We start from the raw sequence: 21,944 nt of genomic DNA on the forward strand, positions 1-21,944 counted from the left end.
GATGAGCGGCGCCAACGAAAGAACGGACAGAGTGGGCGAGACAGCGGTTTCCGAAGGACTGGCCAGCACCCTGTCGCAGGATGAAGTGGCGCGGCTGATGCGGCGCCGCGGCGAGGAATCGCGCTGGTGGTGGATCGTGCCGACGATCTACATCTTCGTCTTGCTGCTGCCGATCTACTGGCTCGTCAATATGAGCTTCAAGACGAATGAGGAAATCATCTCTTCGCTGACGCTCTACCCGCACGCGCCGACGCTGAACAATTACTACATCATCTTCACGCAGTCGGCCTGGTACTCGGGTTACATCAATTCCATCACCTATGTTGTGATGAACATGGTGATTTCGGTCGCCGTCGCACTGCCGGCGGCCTATGCCTTCTCGCGCTACCGCTTCCTCGGCGACAAGCACCTTTTCTTCTGGCTGTTGACCAACCGCATGGCGCCGCCGGCGGTCTTCGCGCTGCCGTTCTTCCAGCTTTACTCGGCCTTCGGCCTTATCGACACCCATATCGCGGTGGCGCTGGCGCACTGCCTGTTCAACGTGCCGCTGGCGGTGTGGATCCTGGAGGGTTTCATGTCCGGCGTGCCGAAGGAGATCGACGAGACCGCCTATATCGACGGCTATTCCTTCCCGCGCTTCTTCGTGAAGATCTTCATGCCATTGATCGCCAGCGGCATTGGCGTCGCCTGTTTCTTCTGCTTCATGTTCTCATGGGTGGAACTGCTGATCGCCCGCACGCTGACCACCACTGACGCCAAGCCGATTGCCGCCACCATGACCCGCACCGTTTCGGCCGCCGGCATGGACTGGGGCCTGCTTGCTGCCGCCGGCGTGCTCACGCTGATCCCCGGCGCTTTGGTCATCTGGTTCGTGCGAAATTATATCGCCAAGGGCTTTGCCCTGGGGAGGGTCTAAGCCATGAACCTCGACTTCTCCTGGATGGCGTGGACGTGGCCGACGGCCGCTTTCTTCATCGTCATTGCACTGATGCTCTGCGGCATGGGCGTCTGGGAATATGTCTCGCCGGGTGGCAACCCGCGCGTCGGCGTGCTGCGCTTCGAAACGACGCGCGGTGACCGTCTCTTCCTATCGCTGCTCGGCAGCGCGTTTATCCATCTCGCTTGGCTGGGTCTCGTTGGGCCTAACCTGTGGTGGGCTCTCGCTCTCTCCGTGGTCTACGCCATCGGCGTGTTCCGTTACGTATAGAGGGGGAAATAGCTGGAGCGACCGCGTGCTGGCGGCCGCTCCATATCGCACTTGAAACCTTTAACTGTGGAGGAAACACATGCGACGGCAATTTTTAACATCAACGACTGCCCTTGTCCTATTGCTCGGCGCGGGCCACGCCTATGCCGGTATGGACGAAGCAAAAGCCTTTCTCGACAAGGAGATAGGCCCTCTATCGACGCTTTCGCGCGCCGATCAGGAAAAGGAAATGCAGTGGTTTGTCGACGCTGCCAAGCCGTTCGCCGGCATGGACATCAAGGTCGTCTCCGAAACCTTGACCACGCACCAGTACGAATCGCAGGTGCTGGCTCCGGCGTTCACAGCAATCACCGGCATCAAGGTCACGCATGACGTCATCCAGGAAGGCGACGTCGTCGAAAAGATCCAGACCCAGATGCAGACCGGCCAGAACATCTATGACGGCTGGGTCAACGACTCCGACCTGATCGGCACTCACTGGCGCTACCAGCAGGTGCGCAACCTGACCGACTGGATGGCTGGCGAGGGCAAGGACGTCACCGATCCGATGCTCGACGTCGACGACTTCATCGGCACCAAGTTCACCACCGCGCCGGACAAGAAGCTCTACCAGCTTCCCGACCAGCAGTTCGCGAACCTCTATTGGTTCCGCTACGACTGGTTCAATGACGAGAAGAACAAGGCCGACTTCAAGGCGAAATACGGCTACGACCTTGGCGTGCCGGTCAACTGGTCGGCCTATGAGGACATCGCTGAATTCTTTACCGGCCGCGACGTCGGCGGCAAGAAGGTCTATGGCCACATGGACTACGGCAAGAAGGACCCGTCGCTCGGCTGGCGGTTCACCGACGCCTGGCTGTCGATGGCCGGCAACGGCGACAAGGGCCTGCCGAACGGCCTGCCGGTCGACGAATGGGGCCTCAAGGTCGATGAGAATTCTCGTCCAGTCGGCTCCTGCGTCGCGCGCGGCGGCGACACCAACGGCCCGGCCTCGGTCTATGCGATCCAGAAATACCTCGACTGGTTGAAGGCCTATGCGCCGCCGGAAGCGCAAGGCATGACTTTCTCTGAATCGGGTCCGGTTCCGTCGCAGGGCAACGTCGCCCAGCAGATATTCTGGTACACCGCCTTCACCGCCGACATGGTCAAGCCCGGCCTGCCGGTGATGAATGACGACGGCACGCCGAAATGGCGTATGGCGCCGTCGCCGCACGGCTCCTACTGGAAGGACGGCATGAAGCTCGGCTACCAGGACGTCGGCTCGTGGACGTTGATGAAGTCGACGCCGACCGACCGCGCCAAGGCCGCCTGGCTTTATGCGCAGTTTGTTATCTCCAAGACCGTGGACGTGAAGAAGAGCCATGTCGGCCTGACCTTCATCCGCGACTCCACGATCCACGACAAGAGCTTCACCGAACGCGCTCCCAAGCTCGGCGGCTTGATCGAGTTCTACCGCTCGCCGGCGCGCGTGCAGTGGACCCCGACCGGCACCAACGTTCCGGACTATCCGAAGCTGGCGCAGCTCTGGTGGCAGAATATCGGTGACGCCTCGTCGGGCGCCAAGTCGCCGCAGGAAGCCATGAATGGCCTCTGCGCCGATCAGGAGAAGGTTCTCGAACGTATCGAGAAGTCGGGCGTCCAGGGCGATATCGGTCCGAAGATGGCCGAAGAGCATGACCTTGCCTACTGGAACGCCGACGCGGTCAAGAAGGGCAACCTCGCGCCGCAGCTGAAACTCGACAACGAGAAGGAAAAGCCGGTCACCATCAACTACGACGAGTTGGTGAAGAGCTGGCAGAAGTAACAACTGCATGACACGGGCGGGCGCGTCCGATTAGAAACTGTGGGGGAGGCGGCCTGCCGTCTCCCCCATTGCATGAATGGTGGAGGAAGTGGGAATGAGCGGTTTTGTGCTGGCCATCGACCAGGGAACGACCTCGACCCGGGCGATCCTGTTCGACGACAAGATGAAGGTCGCCGGCACCGGCCAGCAGGAATTCGCGCAGCATTATCCGGCTTCCGGCTGGGTCGAGCATGACCCGGAAGACATCTGGGCGAGCGTTCTCGTCACGGTGAAATCGGCGTTGAAGGCCGCCGGTCGCGCGGCATCGGATGTCGCCGCGATCGGCATCACCAACCAGCGCGAGACGGTCGTCATCTGGGACAAGGCGACCGGCAAGCCGATCCACAACGCGATCGTCTGGCAGGATCGGCGTACCGCGCCACTCTGCCAGAAGCTCAAGAAGCAGGGACTGGAAAAGACATTCGCGAAGAAGACCGGCCTGCTGCTCGATCCCTATTTCTCCGGCACCAAGATCGCCTGGATGCTGGACAAGGTGAAGGGCGCCAGGAAGCGCGCCGAGAAGGGCGAGTTGCTCGCCGGCACCATCGACAGTTTTCTCATCTGGCGGCTGACTGGCGGCCACGTACACGCCACCGACGCGACAAACGCCTCGCGCACGCTGGTCTACAACATCGAGAAGAATGTCTGGGACGACGAACTGCTTTCGATCCTGAAGATCCCGGCCGCGATCCTGCCGCAGGTGAAGGATTGCGCCGACGATTTCGGCGTCACCGAAAAGAGCCTGTTCGGGGCCGAAATGCGAATCCTCGGCGTGGCCGGCGACCAGCATGCGGCGACCATCGGCCAGGCGTGCTTCGAGCCCGGCATGATGAAATCGACCTACGGCACGGGCTGCTTCGCGCTGCTCAACACCGGCGCCGATCTGGTGCGCTCGAAGAATCGCCTGCTCACCACGATCGCCTACCGGCTCAACGGCAAGACCACCTATGCGCTGGAGGGCTCGATCTTCATCGCGGGCGCCGCCGTGCAGTGGCTGCGCGACGGCATCAAGGTGATCGGCAAGGCGGAGCAGAGCGGTGCCCTGGCCGCCGCCGCCGATCCGGCGCAAGCCGTCTATCTGGTGCCGGCCTTTGTCGGCCTCGGCGCGCCGCACTGGGACGCGGAAGCGCGGGGTGCCATCTTCGGCCTGACGCGCAATTCGGGCCCGGCCGAGCTCGCGCGCGCGGCATTGGAATCCGTCGCCTACCAGACGCGCGACCTGCTCGACGCCATGCGCAAGGACTGGAAAGGTGCTTCGGCCAAGACGGTGCTTCGCGTCGACGGCGGCATGGTGGCGTCCGACTGGACCATGCAGCGGCTCGCCGACATTCTCGATGCGCCGGTCGACCGTCCGACGATCCTGGAGACGACCGCGCTGGGCGCGGCGTGGCTCGCGGCATCGAAGGCGGGCGTGTGGCCGAAGGCAAAGGAATTCGCCAAGAGCTGGGCGCTGGAACGGCGTTTCAAGCCGGAGATGGACGCCGCGACGCGCGGCGCGAAACTCGCCGGATGGCGCGATGCGGTGCGCAGGACGCTGAGCACGACCTGAGATCGGAAAAGAGAGAGCCCGCGCCTCTCGAGGCGCGGGCTCAGTCAACGACCCTGGGTACTAACTGGAGGCCGTCAGTAGGGCGAGATGCACTGCTGACGCGGGCCGTTGTAAGGCTGGAAGGTGTTGTCCGAGGCGCGGTACGAACGGTAGCGGTCGTAGCACCACTCAACATGCGAGTTGCCGCGATACACGCGGTTGTTCTCGCTGTTGACGATCGCGCCGGTGATCAATGCGCCTGTCGCGAAAGCGGCAAGCGGGAACCAGTAATCGCCATGACGGCGATAGCCGTGGCGGTATTCGCGATAGCCGCGATGGCCATTCCAATACATGCCGTCATTGCGCGAAAAACGCTGACCGCCGCGCCAATGGTTATGCCGCCAGCGGAAATCGCGCTCGGCGACCGTCTGGACATCGGACGAAGCCGGCGAAGCCTGCGGGACGAACACCTGCGCGGCATTGGCGGGCACCGCCGCGGCGGCGGCAAACGAAACCGACAAGGTGGCGGCAAGCAAGCCCGACACGATCTTTTTCATGGATATTCTCCTTGAGAGGGTTGGTTTGACGTCCCTGTGCCGGAAAAACGGAAAATGATCGCGATGGTTCCCGTTTGATTCTCAAGCCGTTGTTATTTCAGCAACTTCTGAGATATCCGGGCGGTTGGAAACCGCTATCGGGGTCGACGCGACGGATGCATGATTGCCGGCCGTCAAAATTCGCCAGACCCGTTGATAACTCCGGCTGGCAGCCATCTTTTTCCGGTTGACCGGCCGCGGCACTCTCCCTATGTTCCGCGCAATTTCGAGGGCGGCGTTTCGAGCCCGCGGGAGCGCGTAGCTCAGCCGGTAGAGCAACTGACTTTTAATCAGTAGGTCATGGGTTCGAATCCCATCGCGCTCACCAGAATTTCAAAAATCAAAAAGATGCCAGCACCGACCCGTGGGCTGCCATATCCCGTGCGACCGAAGCGGGACATCTCGTCTGCGTTCCGGGCGATCGGAACAAAAACTTATGCGCGGCTGTTTCCCCTGGTGAAGGGACTGCAATTCGGGACGCGAATAGTGGACGTATTAAATCTGGAACTGGACAGAGCCAGGCTGCGTGTCAAGCGCGCGGAGATTTCGCTCAATCATGCAAAGGAAATGCTGGATGAAGAATGCGGCGTCGGGATCAATCTCGCGCTGTGCGACCGCATAAGGTCGGAGAAGAAGCGCGTGGCGGAGGCAAGAAAGCGGCTGATGAAGATCGCTTCGACCGCCTCGGCCTGACGGGGTGACTTTCCCCAGCCAGGGGAGATCCTGCCGCGTTGCCTTGTCCCTGGACAGGGTCGTGGTTAAACTCGGGCCTCCGAGGGAGGCTCCAGGATGACACTTGACCTTTCGGTAGACGCTCAGGTTCCCAAGGCAGCGCCCAAGCCTGGAAAATATCTTTTCGGTCCGGTCGCCGACTTCCTCATGCTTGGCGGCAGCGCGTTTCTGATCCTGCCCGTGCTGTTCTTCGTGCCGCGTGAATACGAAGGCCCGTTAGCCGCGACGATGGTGGTCGTGGCCTATCTGGTGAACTACCCGCACTTCGCCCACTCCTACCAGATTTTCTACCGCAATTTCGGCCGCAAGGCGCGTGGCGACGGCTACGACAGAAGCCTGCAGCTTCGCTACATTTTCGCCGGCGTCGTCGTTCCGGCGATCATGGCATTGTTCTTTGCCTATGGCGCGGCGACGTCGAACACGCGGCTGCTCGGCTTCGCGGCCAACGCGATGTTCTTCTTCGTCGGCTGGCACTACGTCAAGCAAGGCTACGGCATGCTGATGGTCGACGCCGTCCTGAAACGCAAATTCTTCGATGATCGGGACAAGAAGGTGCTGCTCGTCAACAGCTACGCGGTGTGGATCCTGGCCTGGCTGCAGACGAATACGGCCGTGACGCGGGGGCAGTATTACGGCCTTCAATATTACACCTTCGCGGTTCCGTCCTGGATCACCGATATTGCCGTGCTGGCGGCCGTCGGATCGACGGCGGCCACGCTTTTGATGCTGGTCAACCGCTGGCGGAAAAATGGCGGCGGACTGCCTTACAACGGCATCGTGGCCTATGTCGCCTCGCTCTATCTCTGGATCCTGATCGCCAGGATAAACCCGCTCTGGCTGCTCGTGGTGCCGGCGCTCCACTCGCTCCAATACCTGGCCGTGGTGTGGCGCTATCAGACCAATGTCGAGCGAGACGTCGCGGATGCCACGCGCGATCCGGAGCCGAAAATGCTATCCGTGCTTGGGCCCCGCTACAGGCTGCGGGTGCTGGGCTTCATCATCGGGGGCGCGGCGCTTGGCTATCTCGGCTTCTGGCTGATCCCCTTCCTGCTGACCGCCCTGATCCCTTACGACAGCCAGGTTCTCGGTTCCTCATTGTTTTTCTTCATCGTGCTGATCTTCATCAATGTGCACCACTATTTCCTCGACAATGTGATGTGGCGCCGCGGCAATCCGGAAGTGTCCAAATATCTCTTCCGATAGGGAAGTCAGTGTTGTGGCCGCAGGTGCCAGATCACGCGATCAGCGAGACATTCCCGCCAGCGTGACGCTCGAGCCGTCCCGCCAGGTCGAGTTCAAGCAGCACCATCGCGATCTGCGCGGCGCTTAATCCCGTGTGGCGGATGATCTCGTCTATGCCTGTCGGCGTCGGCCCGAGCGCTTCCAGCACATCGGCGCGGTCGTTTTCGCCGGGCGGTGGCATGGCGGATATGTCGGGGGCCTCGGCAATCGGGGCGGTTCTTGGAGCCCGGGTGCCGGCGAGCGGCGCCAGCGCGCCGAGCACGTCGGCGGCCTCAGTGACGAGCGTGACACCGTCCTTGAGCAACGCGTTGCAGCCGGCGGCGCGCGGGTCGAGCGGCGAGCCCGGCACGGCGAAGACCAGCCGGCCCATCTCGTTGGCGAGGCGGGCGCTGATCAGCGAGCCGGAGCGCTGCGCGGCCTCGACCACCACCAGTCCAAGCGCCATGCCGGCAACCAGGCGGTTGCGACGCGGGAAATCCTGGGCGCGCGGCTGCCAGCCGAACGGCATCTCCGACACGATGGCGCCGCCGCGATCGGCGATCTCGTCGCACAGGCCGGCATTTTCGGGCGGGTAGGGCACATCGAGCCCACCAGCGAGCACACCGATCGTTCCGGTCGAAACGCTGCCTTTGTGCGCGGCCGTATCGATGCCGCGCGCCAGGCCCGAGACGATGGCATAGCCGTCGAGGCCGAGATCTGTTGCCAGCATCCGCGCCATCTTGATGCCGGCAAGCGAAGCGTTGCGGGCGCCGACGATCGCCACCGCGGGCAAACGGAAGACCGCGCCTTCGCCTTTCACCGCCAGCAGCGGCGGCGGGTTGTCCAGCGTCTTCAGCAGGGGCGGATAGTCGGCTTCGCCAATGCCGACAAAGCGGGCGCCGGCGCGCCGGGCAGCGTCCAGCTCGGCTTCGGCTTCGGCAACGGAGGGGATACGGATTATGCGATTGGCGCCGCCGGAGATCATCAGCTCGGGCAGCATTTCAAGCGCCGCTTCGGCCGAGCCGAAGTGGTTGATCAGCTCGCGAAACGAGGCAGGGCCGACATTGGGCGTGCGGATCAGCCGAAGCCAGGCAAGCCGCTGCCGGTCGCTGAGGCGCGGGCCGGCGGCCGGCGCGCTCATCCCTTTGCCCCGATCTTGCCTTCGGTGCCGGCCAGCAGCCGCGAAATGTTGGCATGGTGCTTGACGATGACGATCAGGCTCATCACGGCGAACAGGCCGGCGATCTGCGGCGTGCTTATGAAATAAAGCGCGATCGGCACGACCACCGCGGCAGCCAGCGCCGCCAGCGAGGAATAACGGAATAGGAAGGCCATCGCGAGCCAGACGACGGCGAAGACAAGCATGCCCTGCCAGGCGAGGCCGAGCAGCACGCCGAGATAGGTTGCGACGCCCTTGCCGCCCTTGAAGCCGAGCCAGACCGGGAAGAGATGGCCGAGGAAGGCTGCGAAGCCGGCCAGAAGCCCGTAGTCCGGCGAAAAATGCCCGGCGATCAAAGCGGCGGTCGTGCCTTTCAGCGCATCGAGCAGCAGCGTGGCGGCGGCAAGGCCTTTGTTGCCTGTCCTCAGCACATTGGTTGCGCCGATATTGCCGGAGCCGATCTGGCGAACGTCGCCCAGCCCGGCCGCGCGAGTGATCAGGAGCCCGAACGGGATCGAGCCGAGCAGATAGCCGAAAATGAGCGCGATCACGTAACCCATTGTTTCCCCTACATTCCTGTCGCGCAGCTTGCTCTCTAGGATTGAGACAATGTGCGCGATACAACCCTAATTTGCAAGGGCTCGCCTTGCTCAAGCATCAGTTGGTCATAATGGTAGAGTCGGTAGGGTTCGCCAAGCAAGCCTGTGCCGGGCAGGTTCGGAAGGGCTCAAGGTGATAGGTGGTCTGGATCAGGATGACGTTTCGTTGAATCGCCATCCTGATCCAACTCTTTGTTGGAGCATGATCTTCTGCGCAAACCGGTTCCCACGTCTCGGGATCATGCTCTAGGCAGAAAACACCGTGCGGCCCGCGACCACCGTCTGCAGGACCTTGCCCTGCAGGCGCGCGCCTTCGAAACACGTGTTCTTCGAGCGTGAGTGCAAGCCGCTTTCGCTGACGATCCACGGCTCGTCGAGATCGACGACCGCGAGATCTGCCGATGCGCCCGGCTTCAGCGTGCCGCCCGGCAGGCCGAACAGTCTCGCCGGCGCGGTGGACAGCGTCTCGATCAGCCTCAGTAGCGGCACGTCGCCATTGTGGTAGAGCCGAAGCGCCGCTCCCAGCAGCGTCTCCAGCCCGATGGCGCCGGCGGCGGCATCGGCAAAGGGCAGGCGCTTGGTGTCGACGTCCTGCGGGTCGTGGGAGGAGACGATGATGTCGATCGTGCCGTCCTTGATCGCCTCGATCATCGCCAGCCGGTCGTCCTCGGCGCGCAAGGGCGGGGTCAGCCGGAAGAAGGTGCGGTATTCGCCGACGTCGTTCTCGTTGAGCGACAGGTTGTGGATGGCTACACCTGCGGTGACATTGGCACCGTCGGTCTTGGCCCTGTTCACCGCGCCGGCCGCCATGGCCGACGAGATCTTGGCTGCGTGATAGGCGCCGCCGGTCAGCCGGGCCAGCGCCAGGTCGCGCTCGAGCGGAATGAGCTCCGCCTCGCGCGGGATGCCGGACAGGCCGAGCCAGCTTGCGTAGAGCCCTTCGTTCATCACGCCGGACGAAGCGAGGTCGGCGTCTTGCGTTTCATGCGCGATCACACCGCCGAAATCGCGCGCATAGGTCAGCGCCCGACGCATCACCAGGGCGTTGGCGATCGTGTGGCGGCCGTCAGTGTAGGCGACGGCGCCGGCCTCACGCAGCAGGCCGAATTCGGTCATCTCGCGGCCTTCAAGGCCCTTGGTGATCGCGGCCGCCGGGAAAATGTTGACGCTTGCGGTGTCGCGCGCCGTGCGCAGTACGAATTCGACCAGTGCCACATTGTCGATCACCGGGTCGGTGTCGGGCATCATGACGATGGAGGTGACGCCGCCGGCCGCCGCCGCGACACTTGCCGAGGCGATGGTCTCGCGATGCTCGCCGCCGGGTTCGCCGATGAAGACACGCGCGTCGACAAGGCCTGGGATGATCCTCTTGCCGGCGCAGTCGACGACGGTGGCGCCTTCCGGCACGCCCTGGTTCAACGCCGCTTTTCCGGCCGCGACGATCTTGCGGCCGTCGACGACGACGCTGCCGATCTCGTCCACGCCGCGCGACGGGTCGACGATGTGCGCCTTGCTGAAGACGGTCACGCTCATGCGCCGCGCCCCTCATGGTTGCGGCGTGGATCGAGCAGCGCCTCCATGACCGCCATGCGTACGGCGACCCCCATTTCCACCTGTTCCTGGATGACGCTTTGCGGTCCGTCGGCGATTTCGGAGGCGATCTCGACGCCTCGGTTCATCGGGCCGGGATGCATGACCAGCGCATCGTCCTTGGCGGCTTTCAGCTTCTCGGCATCGAGGCCGAAATAGCGGAAATATTCGCGGATCGAGGGCACGAAGGCGCCTTCCATGCGCTCGCGCTGCAGGCGCAGCATCATCACCACGTCGGCGTCCTTCAGGCCCTCGGCCATCGAGCGCGCGACGATCACGCCCATCCTGTCGATGCCGGACGGCAGCAATGTCGAGGGCGCGACGACGCGCACCTGCGCGCCCAGCGCGTTCAGAAGCATGATGTTGGAGCGGGCGACGCGCGAATGCAGGATGTCGCCGCAGATCGCCACGATCAGCTTCGACAACGGTCCCTTGGCGCGGCGGATGGTCAGCGCATCGAGCAGCGCCTGCGTCGGGTGCTCATGCGCGCCGTCGCCGGCATTGACCACCGAGCAGCCGACCTTCTGCGCCAGCAGTGCCGCGGCCCCGGCCGACTGGTGGCGGATGATGAGGATGTCGGGGCGCATGGCATTGAGTGTCATGGCCGTATCGATCAGCGTCTCGCCCTTCTTCACCGAGGAGCTCGCCACCGACATGTTCATGACATCGGCGCCAAGGCGCTTGCCGGCAAGCTCGAAGGACGACTGCGTACGGGTCGATGCCTCGTAGAACAGGTTGATCTGGGTGCGGCCGCGCAGTGTCGAGGTCTTCTTTTCCGATTGCCGCGAGATCGCCACGGCCTGGTCTGCCCGATCAAGCAACAGCTCGATATCGGCGGGGGAAAGATCGCGGATGCCCAGAAGATGGCGGTGGGGAAAGAGCGGCAGGGACGAAGCGTCGGTCATCTCAAGGCGCTGCTATAGGGTGCGGTCCAGCCTGCCGCAAGCGCCAGCTTTGGATTGCGGGCGTTCTCCCCGGTATTTTCGCTGCGTGGCTTGGGCTATAAGGCGGCGATGGCTTCGGATTCGCGACCGCGGCCTTCAAGATGCAAGGACCCTTCTGCCAATTGAAGGATTGGGCGTGACCGACGACGTGATCAACCAGCCGCCGCCGCTGACGGGCGGCAACGCATGGCGGGGCGATCCGTTGCTCATCCAGCTCGCCGAGCGTTTTTCCGACCCCGTGCGCAAGGATCTCGACGGGCTTGGCCGTTTCGTGATGACGCAGGAGGCCCAGGAGCTCGCTCGCCTCGCCAACACCGACACGCCGAAATTGCGGACGCACGACCGCCAGGGCCGCCGTCTCGACCTGGTCGAATATCATCCGGCCTATCACGCCTTGATGCGCCGCTCCGTCGCCGGCGGCCTGCATTCTTCCGTGTGGGAAAACGGCGATGCCGAGATTGGCCGCCGCCACCAGGTGAGGGCGGCGCGCTTCTACCTGACCGCCGAGCTCGAGACCGGACATCTTTGCCCGATCACCATGACCAGCGCCTCGCTGGCGGCCTTGATGGCGAGTCCGAAGCTGTTCCGCGAATGGGCGCCGCGCGTGACGACGCGCAAATACGACCAGACGCAGAAGCCGCCGGTGCAGAAGACCGGACTGACGCTCGGCATGGGCATGACCGAGAAGCAGGGTGGCACCGACGTGCGCGCCAACACCACCAGGGCGGAGCGCACCGGAAGCGGTTTCTACCGGTTGACCGGACACAAATGGTTCATGTCGGCACCGATGTCGGACGCCTTCCTGGTGCTGGGACAGGCTCCGGAGGGACTGTCCTGTTTTCTCGTCCCGCGCATCCTGGGCGACGGTTCCGGCAACGGTTTCCGCTTCCAGCGGCTGAAGGACAAGCTCGGCAACCGCTCGAACGCCTCGTCGGAGGTGGAGTTCGTCAACGCGATCGGTGAGATGGTCGGCGACCCGGGCGCGGGCGTGAAGACGATCATGGACATGGTGACGCTGACCCGGCTCGACTGCGCGGTCGCTTCGTCGGCGCTGATGCGGGCGGGCCTCGCCGAGGCCGTTCACCACACGCGCCATCGCCAGGTGTTCGGCTCGAACCTGATCGACCAGCCGCTGATGCAGCGGGTTCTGGCCGACATGGCGCTCGACGTCGCCGCGGCCACGGCGCTTTCGTTCCGGCTGGCGCGTTCTTTCGACGAGGCGGCGAGCGATCGCGGCGAGGCAGCCTTTGCCCGCGCCATGACGCCTGTCGTCAAATACTGGGTCTGCAAGATCGCGCCGCAGCTGCTTTACGAGGCGATGGAATGCCTCGGCGGCAACGGTTACGTCGAGGAAGCGCCGCTTGCCCGCTACTACCGGGAGGCGCCGGTCAACGCGATCTGGGAGGGCTCGGGCAATGTCATGGCGCTCGACGTGCTGCGCGTGCTTGGCCGTGCGCCCGGCTTGTTCGATGAAGTGCTGGCCGGCATCGACCGCGACCTCGGCGCCGGCGGGCGCGGCACCATCGGCGTGCTGAAGGCGGCCATGCAGGTGGCGGCGACCGACCAGGGCTCGGCGCGCCTGCTCACGGAACAGCTCGCGCTTTCGGCCGCCGCGGCGGAGCTTCGCAGGCTGGGAGCAGGGCGGATCGCCGACGCCTTCGTCGAAACGCGGCTCGGCGGCCAGTGGCGCACCACCTACGGCATGCTCGATTCGCGCCACGACGCGCGCATGATCGTCGACACGCTCTATCCTCCGGTGACCTGATCCGGCTCTAGATCAAAGAGATAGAGCATAATGCCGAGAAACCGCTTCACACCTTTCCGCATCATGCTCTAACGGCACATTGCCGATCTGTGGATAGCTGTTAACCTTAACAAATGGTTTCCGTTGCGGCGAGCCGTTGCAAAGCCCAATCTCCGCTTTGGAGTAGGGAACGGTTAACCATGACCTCCTCGAGCTCCGCGAGCGGGAAGCGTATGCGGCACGTATTGAGCTCAGTTCTGGCCTTGCATTGGGCGGTGGTTTTCGCCCTGCTTGCCTATATCTGCATGGACGGCAGCCGCGGCATAGCGGCGGCGCTTGGTGTGCTTGGCCTCTCACTCCAGGGCAGCCGGTTTCCCGAGCTTGATAATGTTGCCGTGGTCGCACCGCTTTCGATCGCGCTTCTGACCGTCGCGGTGTTGTTCTGCTGGGCCTTCGTCGAAACGCTGTTGAACGCAACGGCAAGGCCGGACGCGGGCGAGAGCGTGGCGCGGATCGCCTTCATCTCGGCATCCTTCCTGCTTTCGGTGATCCTCATCGGCGGCGTGGCGCAGGGGATCGATGGCCTGTTCATGATCGTCGCCATCCAGATGACGGCGCTGCTTGCCTCCTACATCGCCGTGCTGGCCGAACGCCGCTCCACCTTCGCCGCAATGAATCTGCCCGAGGGCGATATTCGCGCCGCCTCGCGCATGGCGATGGGGGCCGCGCACAGTTCGCTTCTTTCCCGTATATCCGGCCGCCCGGAAAACAAGCCTGGAGGCAGGCGCTGATGCGCACGATATTCACACTCTGGGCTGCTCCGATGGCCATCTTCTGGGGATGGTTCTTCCTATCGGCCAATGACATGAATTTCGGCTACGCGATGCTGAGCCGACAGGTGCACGATTTCGCTTTCCAGCTCTATGGCCAGATGCTCGGCGTCGATCCGGCTATCATCCCGGGCATGGTGGCGCGGACCTGCGTTTTCGACTTTTTCCTGCTCATGGGGCTTTGGGCCTTCCGCCGCCGGCGCAACATCGCCGAATGGATCAGGCAGCGTCGGCAGGGCGATATCAGCTCCGATCGGCTCGGCCGAGCGACTGAAGCCGGTCCAACGCTCCCTGCAGAATAAAGGCGGCGGCCGCCGAATCGATCTTGCCGGCGCGCTTCTTGCGCGAGAAATCCATCTCGATCAGTGTCCGCTCGGCCGCGACCGTGGAAAGCCGCTCGTCCCACAGAACGAAGGGCAGGTCGCAAAGCGGTGCCATGTTGCGGACGAAGGCGCGCGATTTTTGCGCACGAGGCCCTTCCGAGCCGTCCATGTTGATGGGAAGGCCGAGCACGATGGCGCCGACGCCGTCCTTCTCGAGCTGAGCAAGCAGTTGGGCGGCATCGAGCGAAAACTTCTTGCGCAGGATGACCGGGCGCGGATGGGCGAAGGACAGCCCGCGATCGGAAACCGCCACGCCGATCGTCTTATCGCCGAGATCGAGCCCGGCGAGCGTCCTGCCGCCGGCGAGCCGCTCCGGCAGGTCCTCGATTGAAATAATGCCCAACGGCTTGTCCTGACATCCGGGCGTCACATCCTTTTGACGGTGGGACGCGCCGCGCTACTTTCAATTTGCCGCCAGCGTTCTATCTTCCGGCAACGGAAAAATCGAGGAAGCATTCATGAAACTGACCTGGTACGGACATTCGGCATTTCGCGTCGAGACCAAGGACGCCACCATCCTCATCGATCCCTATCTGGTCGGCAATCCGTCCTGGACGGGCGGGTGGGAAGGGCCGGCTGAGGGCGTGACCCATGTGCTCCTGACCCACGGCCATAACGACCATGTCAGCGGCGCGGTCGAAGTGCTGAAGAAAAGCGGCGCCATGCTGGTCGCCAATTTCGAGATCTGCATGTTTCTCGTCGGCCAGGGCGTCAGCGGCGACAAGATCAATCCGGGCAATATCGGCGGCACCGTCGATTGCGGCCCTTTCACCACGACCTTCGTCCAGGCGCTGCATTCGTCTTCCTTCGGCGGCGAAGGCGGCACGAACACCTATCTCGGCAATCCGGGCGGGCTCGTCCTGCACTTCCCCGGGGACAAGACGCTCTATCACATGGGCGACACCGACATCTTCTCCGACATGGGGCTGATCAACGAGCTGCATGAGCCGAAGATCGGCATCGTGCCGATCGGCGACCGCTTCACCATGGGCGGCGCGGTGGCGGCGCTTGCCTGCCGCCGCTTCTTCGGCTTCGACACCGTCGTTCCCTGTCATTTCGGCACCTTCTCGATGATCGACCAGACCGCCGACAAGTTCGTCGCCGGCATGGAAGGCTCCGGCGTCAAGGTGGCGCTGCCGGAAATCGGCAAGGCGATCGAGATCTAGGTCGCTCCATCAGGAATCTGGAACGAAACCATGGCCTTAGGATAGGCTCTTTGCGTTTCGATGCTGGTCGCGGCGACACCCGCGCCGGCCACCGATGATTTGATCTAGGCGTCTATCTGCAATCGGAGGAGCCCTGCCAAGAAGGATACGCTGCAGACCGTGATCGACGCCGGCAACATCGTTCTGTCGGCGCAAGGCCTGGAAAGCGTGGGGTATAACGGCGTTAATTTGCCTTGATCTTAGCCGACCGTCACTAACCTCTGAGACGGCATGGAGATCGGTGTGAGCAGGGCTTTTAGACTGAATGCAGTGCCGGTATGCGTGGTGTTTTTGAGCCTTTTGGAGCTATCGGAACCGGCAATAGCGTGCGCAACGTTTCACGAACGTGATCTGAATTACTTCAGCAATGCCCAAATCGTAGTCCGCGCCAGAATGATATCCTATCAACCAATATTCGATCCCGAACTCCAGGAGCGGCGCCGCCAGTTTCGGGAAGCTCTGAGCAAGAATGGCAATCACCAATCGGCAGACAGCTTATCGGATCGCTCCGTCGACAGCGCTCGTATGAAGTTTGAAGTCAAGGAGACGATTTCCGGTTTCCCCAGATTGGGCGATTGGGAGGCAATTTGGGTAAATTCAACATTTGAAATGGCTGACCAATGGACTGGGCCGGAAAATGTGATCGTAGGTTTGCGCGCCGCCATTGACCGTCACGGAGCGCCAATCATTGAGGTGATACAGCAACCTTGCGCGCCGGTAATGATCCTTGAAGACACCCGAGACAACCGGAACGCGATCACCAACGCACTTCGAGACCAAGGCCGCAGGCACGCTGGCTATGTTTTTCAGTGAGGTCTGCCCCGCTGAAGCGTCAAATGTTGCCCGATATGTTGCGCACGCCACGTCGCGCGGCTATAGCGCGGGCAGGCTTTTCTAAGGTTTCAAAATGTCCGTTGATCTTCAGACCGTGAAGCGCGTCGCGCACCTTGCCCGTATCGCGGTGAGCGAGGAGGACGCCGAGCGCATGACCGGCGAATTGAACGCCATCCTCGGCTTCGTCGAGCAATTGAACGAGGTCGATGTCTCGGGCGTCGAGCCGATGACCTCGGTCACGCCGATGGAGATGAAGAAGCGCCAGGATGGCGTCACCGACGGCAACAAGGCCGTCGACATCGTGGCCAACGCGCCGGCAACGGAAGAGAACTTCTTCCTCGTTCCGAAGGTGGTGGAGTAGGCCGTGGCTGTCGAGATCGCCGTCGAGACGCCTTTGCAGGACGACGTGCGCGCGCTGGTCGCCGAACTCAACTCAGCGCTGCTCGAACTGACGCCGCCCGAGCACTGCTATCATCTCACCGTCGAGCAGATGGCGGGCAAGGATACGACGGTGTTCATCGCCCGCGACAATGGCCTTGCCGTCGGTTGCGGCGCGCTAAAGCGTCATGGCGACGCGGTCGGCGAGGTCAAGCGCATGTATACGCGGCCTTCGCATCGCGGCCGCAAGATCGGCGCCGATATCGTCGGACGGGTCGAGGCGCTTGCCCGGCAGGAAGGGCTGAGGCGCCTTGTCCTTGAGACCGGCGACCGGCACCCGGCCGCCTGGACCGTCTATGAGCGCGCCGGTTTCTCGCGTTGCGGACCGGTGCTGGATTATCCCGACTCCGAATGGTCGGTGTTTTACGAAAAGAGCCTTGCCTGATGAGCGACCTCACACATCTCACCATTTCCGAGGCCCGCGCCAAGCTGCGTGGCAAGGAGATCACCGCGGCCGAGATCACCGAGGCCTATCTCGCGGCGATCGATCGCGCCAATCCGGTGCTCAATGCCTATGTGACCGTCACCGCCGACAAGGCGCGCGACATGGCGAAGAGCTCCGATGCCAGACTCGCCAAGGGCGAGGGCGGCGCGCTGGAGGGCATTCCGCTCGGCATCAAGGACCTGTTCGCCACCGAAGGCATTCACACCCAGGCCTGCAGCCACGTGCTTGACGGCTTCAAGCCGCGCTACGAATCGACCGTGACCAGCAATCTGTGGGCCGATGGCGCCGTCATGCTCGGCAAGCTCAACATGGACGAGTTCGCCATGGGCTCGTCGAACGAAACCTCCTATTACGGCCCGGTCATCAATCCGTGGCGCCGCTCGCGCCTGCAGACCACGGTCAAGCCAACCATCCATGATGGCGGCGGGGGCTTTGTCGTGCCAGGCGGCGTCGAGCAGAGCCGCACCTACGACAACATGCAGCTGGTGCCCGGCGGCTCGTCCGGCGGCTCGGCATCGTCCGTCGCCGCCTTCCTGTGCGCCGGCGCCACCGCGACCGACACCGGCGGCTCGATTCGCCAGCCCGCGGCCTTCACCGGCACGGTCGGCATCAAGCCGACTTACGGGCGCTGCTCGCGCTGGGGCGTCGTCGCCTTCGCTTCCTCGCTCGACCAGGCCGGGCCGATCGCACGCGACGTGCGCGACGCCGCCATCCTGTTGAAGTCGATGGCTTCCGTCGATCCGAAGGACACGACCTCGGTCGACCGTCCGGTGCCGGACTACGAGGCGGTGATCGGCAAGCCGATCAAGGGCATGAAGGTCGGCATTCCGAAGGAATACCGCGTCGAGGGCATGCCGGAAGACATCGAGGCGCTCTGGCAGAAGGGTATTGCCTGGCTGAAGGATGCCGGCGCCGAGATCGTCGACATCTCGCTGCCGCACACCAAATATGCCTTGCCGGCTTACTATATCGTGGCGCCCGCCGAGGCCTCGTCGAACCTCGCCCGCTATGACGGCGTGCGCTACGGCCTGCGCGTGCCCGGCAAGGACATTATCGACATGTATGAAAAGACCCGCGCCGCCGGTTTCGGCCGCGAGGTCAAGCGCCGCATCATGATCGGCACCTATGTGCTGTCGGCCGGCTATTACGACGCCTATTATCTGCAGGCGCAGAAGGTGCGCACGCTGATCAAGCGCGACTTCGAGAACGTCTTTGCCGCGGGCGTCGACGTCATCCTGACGCCGGCGACCCCGTCGGCCGCCTTCGGCGTCGCCGACGAAGACATGGCTTCCGATCCGGTCAAGATGTACCTCAACGACATCTTCACCGTGACCGTGAACATGGCGGGTCTTCCCGGCATTTCCGTGCCGGCCGGCCTGGACGGCAAGGGCCTGCCGCTCGGCCTGCAGCTGATCGGCCGTCCGTTCGACGAGGAAACGCTGTTCCAGACGGCGCACGTCATCGAAAGGGCCGCGGGCAAATTTCAGCCGGAAAAGTGGTGGTAGCGTCGTCCCTCATCGAGCAAAGGTGAGGGATGTTCTACTACCTTTCGAAAATATTCTGGTTTTTCATCCAGCCGGTCAACCTGGCGATCTTCCTCCTGCTCGCGGGACTGCTGGCCGCGCTCTTCCGTCGCCGGCGATTGGCCGCGACGGGTAGCGTGGTTGCTTTCCTGATTCTGGCCCTCTCGGCCTGGACGTCGGTTGGCGCGATGATGTTGACTCCCCTGGAAGAACGTTTCCCCAAGCCGCCGTTGCCGGAAAAGGTGGATGGGATCGTCGTGCTCGGTGGCGGCTTCGAAGGCGCCATCAACCTGGCGCGCGGCGGCTATGAGTTGAACAGCGGCGGCGACCGCATGGTCGAGACCGCGATCCTCGCGAGGCGCTTCCCTCAGGCGAAGATCGTCGTTTCCGGCGGCAACGGCTCGCTTTTCCTCGACGGCGAAGGCGACGCCGATACGGCGCCGCGGCTGCTCGGCGCGCTCGGCGTTTCGGCCGATCGCCTGATTCTCGAGGACAAATCGCGTAACACTTACGAGAATGCAGTGTTCTCGCGAAAGCTCGTCGAGCCGAAACCCGGTGAGACGTGGCTGCTGGTAACCTCGGCTTTTCACATGCCGCGCGCCAAGGCGCTGTTCGACAAGGCGGGCTTTGCGACCATTCCGTGGCCGGTCGACTACCGCACCTCGGGCAGGGAAGGCGTCGGTTTCTACCGCGACAATCCGGTCGACTCGATGCAGGCGACCACCATCGCGGTGCGCGAATGGATCGGGCTTCTCGCCTACCGGCTTTCAGACAGGATCGATCAGTTCTTCCCAGGACCGGGCGGCTGACCGAGCACCGCCTGTCTTGCCGCCGAGAAGAACTGGCGGCGCACCAGCACGGCCAGAAGCACCATCGTCGACATCACGAAGACGACCGGATCGACGAACCAGCCGAGATAGCCGATCGAGAAGAAGACGGCGCGCAGGCCGGAGTTGAAGTGCTTGCCGGCGAGCACGTTCATGCGCGTCGCTCGCCACACCGCCGTTTCGCTGACCGGGTTGCGCGAAGCCGGGCCATGCGGGGTCGGCACCGCGCCGATCAGGATCGAGCAATAGTTGAACAGCCGGTAGGCCCAGCCGAATTTGAAGAAAGCGAAGGCCAGGATAAGCACCAGGCCGAACACCTTGGTCTGGAACGCTTCGCGCGACGAAGCCGCGCCGAAGGGCAGTTCGGCCAGAACCTGAAGCACCCGGTCGGAGGCGCCGAGCAGGGCAAAGCAGCCGCCGAGCGCGATCAGTGAGCTTGAGGCGAAGAAGGCGGTGCCTTGCTGCAGGCCGCCCATGATGGCGGTGTCGACGATGCGGATCTCGCGTTCGGCCATGTTGCGCATCCAGGCCTCGCGCTGGGCGTTCATCGCGGTCGTCAGGGAGACGCGGCTGACCAGCCTGCCGTCGGAGGCGAGCGTGTGCAGCACCCAGACGAGCAGGAAGAAGGCCAAAGCCGCCAGATCTGCGGTCGAGAGGTGGAGTGAGTCGCCCATGCGTTCTTGTAACACAGGCCGAGCCGGCGCTTCGACCGGTGCCCGAGCTGCCGCATGGCGATGTCGCTGGCGGAGCAGACAAGGTCGGCAGCCGCCGAGCCGCGACATGCAAAACAGCGGAAACATCGCTGGAATTCCTATATGTAAGTTTCGAGCAGCCTCGGGAGACAGCGGCCCAGTGTTCCTTTCGGTTTTCGACCTGTTCAAGATCGGCATCGGCCCGTCGAGCTCGCACACGATGGGCCCGATGACGGCCGCGCGCCGGTTCCTCGACGAGATACTGGCCGGCGACTGGCCTCGCCCAGCCGGTGTCAAGGTCGATCGTATCGGCGCCAGCCTGCACGGCTCGCTCGCTTATACCGGCATCGGCCATGGCTCGGACCGCGCGGTGATCCTGGGTCTCGCCGGCCAGACGCCGCAGACGGTCGACCCGGATGAGGCCGACGGCATCGTCGCCCGCATCGGCGCGGAGAAGCGCATTTCGCCGCCCGGGCATCCGACCTATAGCTTCGATCCTGCAAAGGATCTCGTGCTCGACCGCAAGACGCCGCTGACCGGCCACGCCAACGGCATGGCCTTCTATGCCTATGACGCATCCGACCGGCTGCTGCTCAAGCGCATCTATTACTCGATCGGCGGCGGTTTCGTCGTTTCCGAGGAAGAGCTGCAGCGCATGAAGGCCAAGGGCTCGGTGACGACCGAGGGCAGACGAGTGCCGTACCCGTTCAAGAATGCCGTCGAGATGCTGGCGATGGCGGCAAAGAGCGGGCTTTCGATCGCCGAGATGAAGCGCGCCAACGAGGAAAAGCTCATGTCGCGCGAGGAGCTCGACGAGGGCCTCGACGCGATCTGGGGCGCCATGAAAGGCTGCATCGACCGCGGCCTGTCGCAGGACGGCATCATGCCGGGCGGGCTGAAAGTGCGCCGCCGCGCGCGGCAGCTGCACGACAAGCTGCAGGAACAGTGGCAGCAGAACCGGCCCAATCCCTTGCTCGCCAATGATTGGCTGTCGATCTACGCCATGGCGGTCAACGAGGAGAACGCCGCCGGAGGTCGGGTGGTGACGGCGCCCACCAACGGCGCCGCCGGCACGCTGCCGGCCGTGCTGCGCTACTGGCTGCATTTCCACCCCGAAGCCGATCAGCCGAGCATCCGCGACTTCCTGCTGACGGCGGCCGCCGTCGGCGGCATCATCAAGTCCAATGCCTCGATCTCGGGCGCGGAGGTCGGTTGCCAGGGTGAGGTGGGTTCGGCTTCGGCCATGGCAGCCGCAGGGCTGTGCGCCGTCATGGGCGGCACGCCCGAGCAGGTCGAGAACGCCGCCGAGATCGCGCTCGAGCATCATCTCGGCATGACCTGCGATCCGGTCGGCGGCCTGGTGCAGGTGCCCTGCATCGAACGCAATGCGCTTGGCGCGGTGAAGGCGGTGACGGCGGCCTCTTTGGCCATCAAGGGCGACGGCACGCATTTCGTGCCGCTCGACGCCGCGATCGAAACCATGCGCCAGACCGGCCTCGACATGAACGAGAAATACAAGGAAACCAGCCTCGGCGGTCTCGCGGTCAACGTCGTCGAGTGCTGAGGCCTCACCGAGACTCCGGGCTGGCCCTGTGGAGAAGTCA

At 63.5% G+C, this 21,944-nt stretch carries 23 protein-coding genes and 1 tRNA gene; 17 read left to right on the plus strand and 7 right to left on the minus strand.

Features of this window, described 5'->3' with window-relative positions; genetic code table 11:
• Position 1: 1 nt before the first annotated feature.
• The 4 genes from RFM52_RS14150 (at position 2) to glpK (ending at position 4,599) form a co-directional block, all read left to right on the plus strand.
• Positions 2-916 carry a carbohydrate ABC transporter permease gene (locus RFM52_RS14150; RefSeq protein ID WP_320295742.1) on the plus strand — a complete coding sequence of 305 codons (915 nt, stop codon included), beginning with the start codon at positions 2-4 and terminating at the stop codon, positions 914-916.
• Positions 917-919: 3 nt separating this feature from the next.
• Complete coding sequence (locus RFM52_RS14155; RefSeq protein ID WP_320295741.1) at positions 920-1,207, plus strand: DUF2160 domain-containing protein; 288 nt, start codon at positions 920-922, stop codon at positions 1,205-1,207.
• Positions 1,208-1,286: 79 nt separating this feature from the next.
• Positions 1,287-3,011, plus strand: coding sequence for an ABC transporter substrate-binding protein (locus RFM52_RS14160; protein WP_320295740.1), 1,725 nt, complete (start codon positions 1,287-1,289; stop codon positions 3,009-3,011).
• A gap of 94 nt (positions 3,012-3,105) precedes the next feature.
• Positions 3,106-4,599 (plus strand): glycerol kinase GlpK, encoded by a 1,494-nt coding sequence (gene glpK, locus RFM52_RS14165; protein WP_320295739.1) that lies wholly within the window; start codon positions 3,106-3,108, stop codon positions 4,597-4,599.
• A gap of 74 nt (positions 4,600-4,673) precedes the next feature.
• On the opposite strand, the gene RFM52_RS14170 is transcribed toward glpK, so the two are convergent.
• Positions 4,674-5,135, minus strand: coding sequence for a BA14K family protein (locus RFM52_RS14170; RefSeq protein WP_320295738.1), 462 nt, complete (start codon positions 5,133-5,135; stop codon positions 4,674-4,676).
• A 291-nt stretch (positions 5,136-5,426) separates the two neighbouring features.
• On the opposite strand from RFM52_RS14170, the gene RFM52_RS14175 reads away from it, so the two are divergent.
• The 3 genes from RFM52_RS14175 to RFM52_RS14185 all read left to right on the plus strand — a co-directional run bounded on the left by RFM52_RS14175 (position 5,427) and on the right by RFM52_RS14185 (position 7,109).
• A tRNA-Lys gene (locus tag RFM52_RS14175) sits at positions 5,427-5,502 on the plus strand.
• Positions 5,475-5,867: a hypothetical protein gene (locus RFM52_RS14180; protein ID WP_320295737.1), complete on the plus strand. Its 393-nt coding sequence runs from the start codon at positions 5,475-5,477 to the stop codon at positions 5,865-5,867. The genes RFM52_RS14175 and RFM52_RS14180 overlap by 28 nt, the downstream gene beginning before the upstream one ends.
• Before the next feature lie 96 nt (positions 5,868-5,963).
• Positions 5,964-7,109, plus strand: coding sequence for a hypothetical protein (locus RFM52_RS14185; protein WP_320295736.1), 1,146 nt, complete (start codon positions 5,964-5,966; stop codon positions 7,107-7,109).
• A 31-nt stretch (positions 7,110-7,140) separates the two neighbouring features.
• On the opposite strand, the gene dprA is transcribed toward RFM52_RS14185, so the two are convergent.
• From dprA to RFM52_RS14205, 4 genes are all read right to left on the minus strand, one after another.
• Positions 7,141-8,268 (minus strand): DNA-processing protein DprA, encoded by a 1,128-nt coding sequence (gene dprA, locus RFM52_RS14190; protein ID WP_320295735.1) that lies wholly within the window; start codon positions 8,266-8,268, stop codon positions 7,141-7,143.
• On the minus strand, positions 8,265-8,846 hold the full coding sequence (plsY, locus tag RFM52_RS14195) for a glycerol-3-phosphate 1-O-acyltransferase PlsY (protein ID WP_320295734.1): 582 nt from the start codon (positions 8,844-8,846) through the stop codon (positions 8,265-8,267). Before plsY ends, dprA begins: the two co-directional genes overlap by 4 nt.
• 285 nt (positions 8,847-9,131) lie before the next feature.
• Complete coding sequence (locus RFM52_RS14200) at positions 9,132-10,418, minus strand: dihydroorotase (protein WP_320295733.1); 1,287 nt, start codon at positions 10,416-10,418, stop codon at positions 9,132-9,134.
• A complete protein-coding gene (locus RFM52_RS14205) occupies positions 10,415-11,380 on the minus strand; it encodes an aspartate carbamoyltransferase catalytic subunit (RefSeq protein WP_126082627.1) in 966 nt (321 codons plus the stop codon). The genes RFM52_RS14200 and RFM52_RS14205 overlap by 4 nt, the downstream gene beginning before the upstream one ends.
• 175 nt (positions 11,381-11,555) lie before the next feature.
• Here RFM52_RS14205 and RFM52_RS14210 point away from each other — a divergent pair, with 175 nt between their 5' ends.
• The 3 genes from RFM52_RS14210 (at position 11,556) to RFM52_RS14220 (ending at position 14,295) form a co-directional block, all read left to right on the plus strand.
• Positions 11,556-13,184 (plus strand): DNA alkylation response protein, encoded by a 1,629-nt coding sequence (locus RFM52_RS14210; protein WP_320295732.1) that lies wholly within the window; start codon positions 11,556-11,558, stop codon positions 13,182-13,184.
• A gap of 212 nt (positions 13,185-13,396) precedes the next feature.
• The gene (locus RFM52_RS14215) at positions 13,397-13,954 is read left to right on the plus strand and encodes a hypothetical protein (RefSeq protein WP_320295731.1); all 558 of its coding nucleotides are present in this window, start codon (positions 13,397-13,399) and stop codon (positions 13,952-13,954) included.
• Entirely contained in the window at positions 13,954-14,295 is a 342-nt protein-coding gene (locus RFM52_RS14220) for a DUF6105 family protein (RefSeq protein WP_201410094.1), read from the plus strand. Before RFM52_RS14215 ends, RFM52_RS14220 begins: the two co-directional genes overlap by 1 nt.
• Here the strand turns inward: RFM52_RS14220 and ruvX are convergent.
• Positions 14,237-14,719: a Holliday junction resolvase RuvX gene (ruvX, locus tag RFM52_RS14225; RefSeq protein WP_320295730.1), complete on the minus strand. Its 483-nt coding sequence runs from the start codon at positions 14,717-14,719 to the stop codon at positions 14,237-14,239. The two genes, RFM52_RS14220 and ruvX, sit on opposite strands and share 59 nt — an antisense overlap.
• Positions 14,720-14,834: 115 nt before the next feature.
• On the opposite strand from ruvX, the gene RFM52_RS14230 reads away from it, so the two are divergent.
• From RFM52_RS14230 to RFM52_RS14255, 6 genes are all read left to right on the plus strand, one after another.
• Positions 14,835-15,542 carry a metal-dependent hydrolase gene (locus tag RFM52_RS14230; RefSeq protein ID WP_320295729.1) on the plus strand — a complete coding sequence of 236 codons (708 nt, stop codon included), beginning with the start codon at positions 14,835-14,837 and terminating at the stop codon, positions 15,540-15,542.
• A gap of 270 nt (positions 15,543-15,812) precedes the next feature.
• The gene (locus RFM52_RS14235) at positions 15,813-16,394 is read left to right on the plus strand and encodes a hypothetical protein (RefSeq protein WP_320295728.1); all 582 of its coding nucleotides are present in this window, start codon (positions 15,813-15,815) and stop codon (positions 16,392-16,394) included.
• 94 nt (positions 16,395-16,488) lie between these two features.
• Positions 16,489-16,776, plus strand: coding sequence for an Asp-tRNA(Asn)/Glu-tRNA(Gln) amidotransferase subunit GatC (gene gatC / locus RFM52_RS14240; protein ID WP_320295727.1), 288 nt, complete (start codon positions 16,489-16,491; stop codon positions 16,774-16,776).
• Between the two features lie 3 nt (positions 16,777-16,779).
• Complete coding sequence (locus RFM52_RS14245; protein ID WP_320295726.1) at positions 16,780-17,238, plus strand: GNAT family N-acetyltransferase; 459 nt, start codon at positions 16,780-16,782, stop codon at positions 17,236-17,238.
• Positions 17,238-18,803: an amidase gene (locus RFM52_RS14250; protein ID WP_320295725.1), complete on the plus strand. Its 1,566-nt coding sequence runs from the start codon at positions 17,238-17,240 to the stop codon at positions 18,801-18,803. Before RFM52_RS14245 ends, RFM52_RS14250 begins: the two co-directional genes overlap by 1 nt.
• A 29-nt stretch (positions 18,804-18,832) precedes the next feature.
• The gene (locus RFM52_RS14255) at positions 18,833-19,630 is read left to right on the plus strand and encodes a YdcF family protein (protein ID WP_320295724.1); all 798 of its coding nucleotides are present in this window, start codon (positions 18,833-18,835) and stop codon (positions 19,628-19,630) included.
• On the opposite strand, the gene RFM52_RS14260 is transcribed toward RFM52_RS14255, so the two are convergent.
• Positions 19,603-20,322, minus strand: a complete 720-nt coding sequence (locus RFM52_RS14260) for a DUF599 domain-containing protein (protein ID WP_320295723.1) — start codon at positions 20,320-20,322, stop codon at positions 19,603-19,605. The genes RFM52_RS14255 and RFM52_RS14260 overlap by 28 nt on opposite strands.
• 178 nt (positions 20,323-20,500) lie before the next feature.
• On the opposite strand from RFM52_RS14260, the gene RFM52_RS14265 reads away from it, so the two are divergent.
• Positions 20,501-21,904 (plus strand): L-serine ammonia-lyase, encoded by a 1,404-nt coding sequence (locus RFM52_RS14265; protein WP_320295722.1) that lies wholly within the window; start codon positions 20,501-20,503, stop codon positions 21,902-21,904.
• Positions 21,905-21,944: the final 40 nt, after the last annotated feature.

The organism is Mesorhizobium humile (assembly GCF_033977215.1).
In the GTDB taxonomy this organism is placed as follows: Bacteria; Pseudomonadota; Alphaproteobacteria; order Rhizobiales; family Rhizobiaceae; genus Mesorhizobium; species Mesorhizobium humile.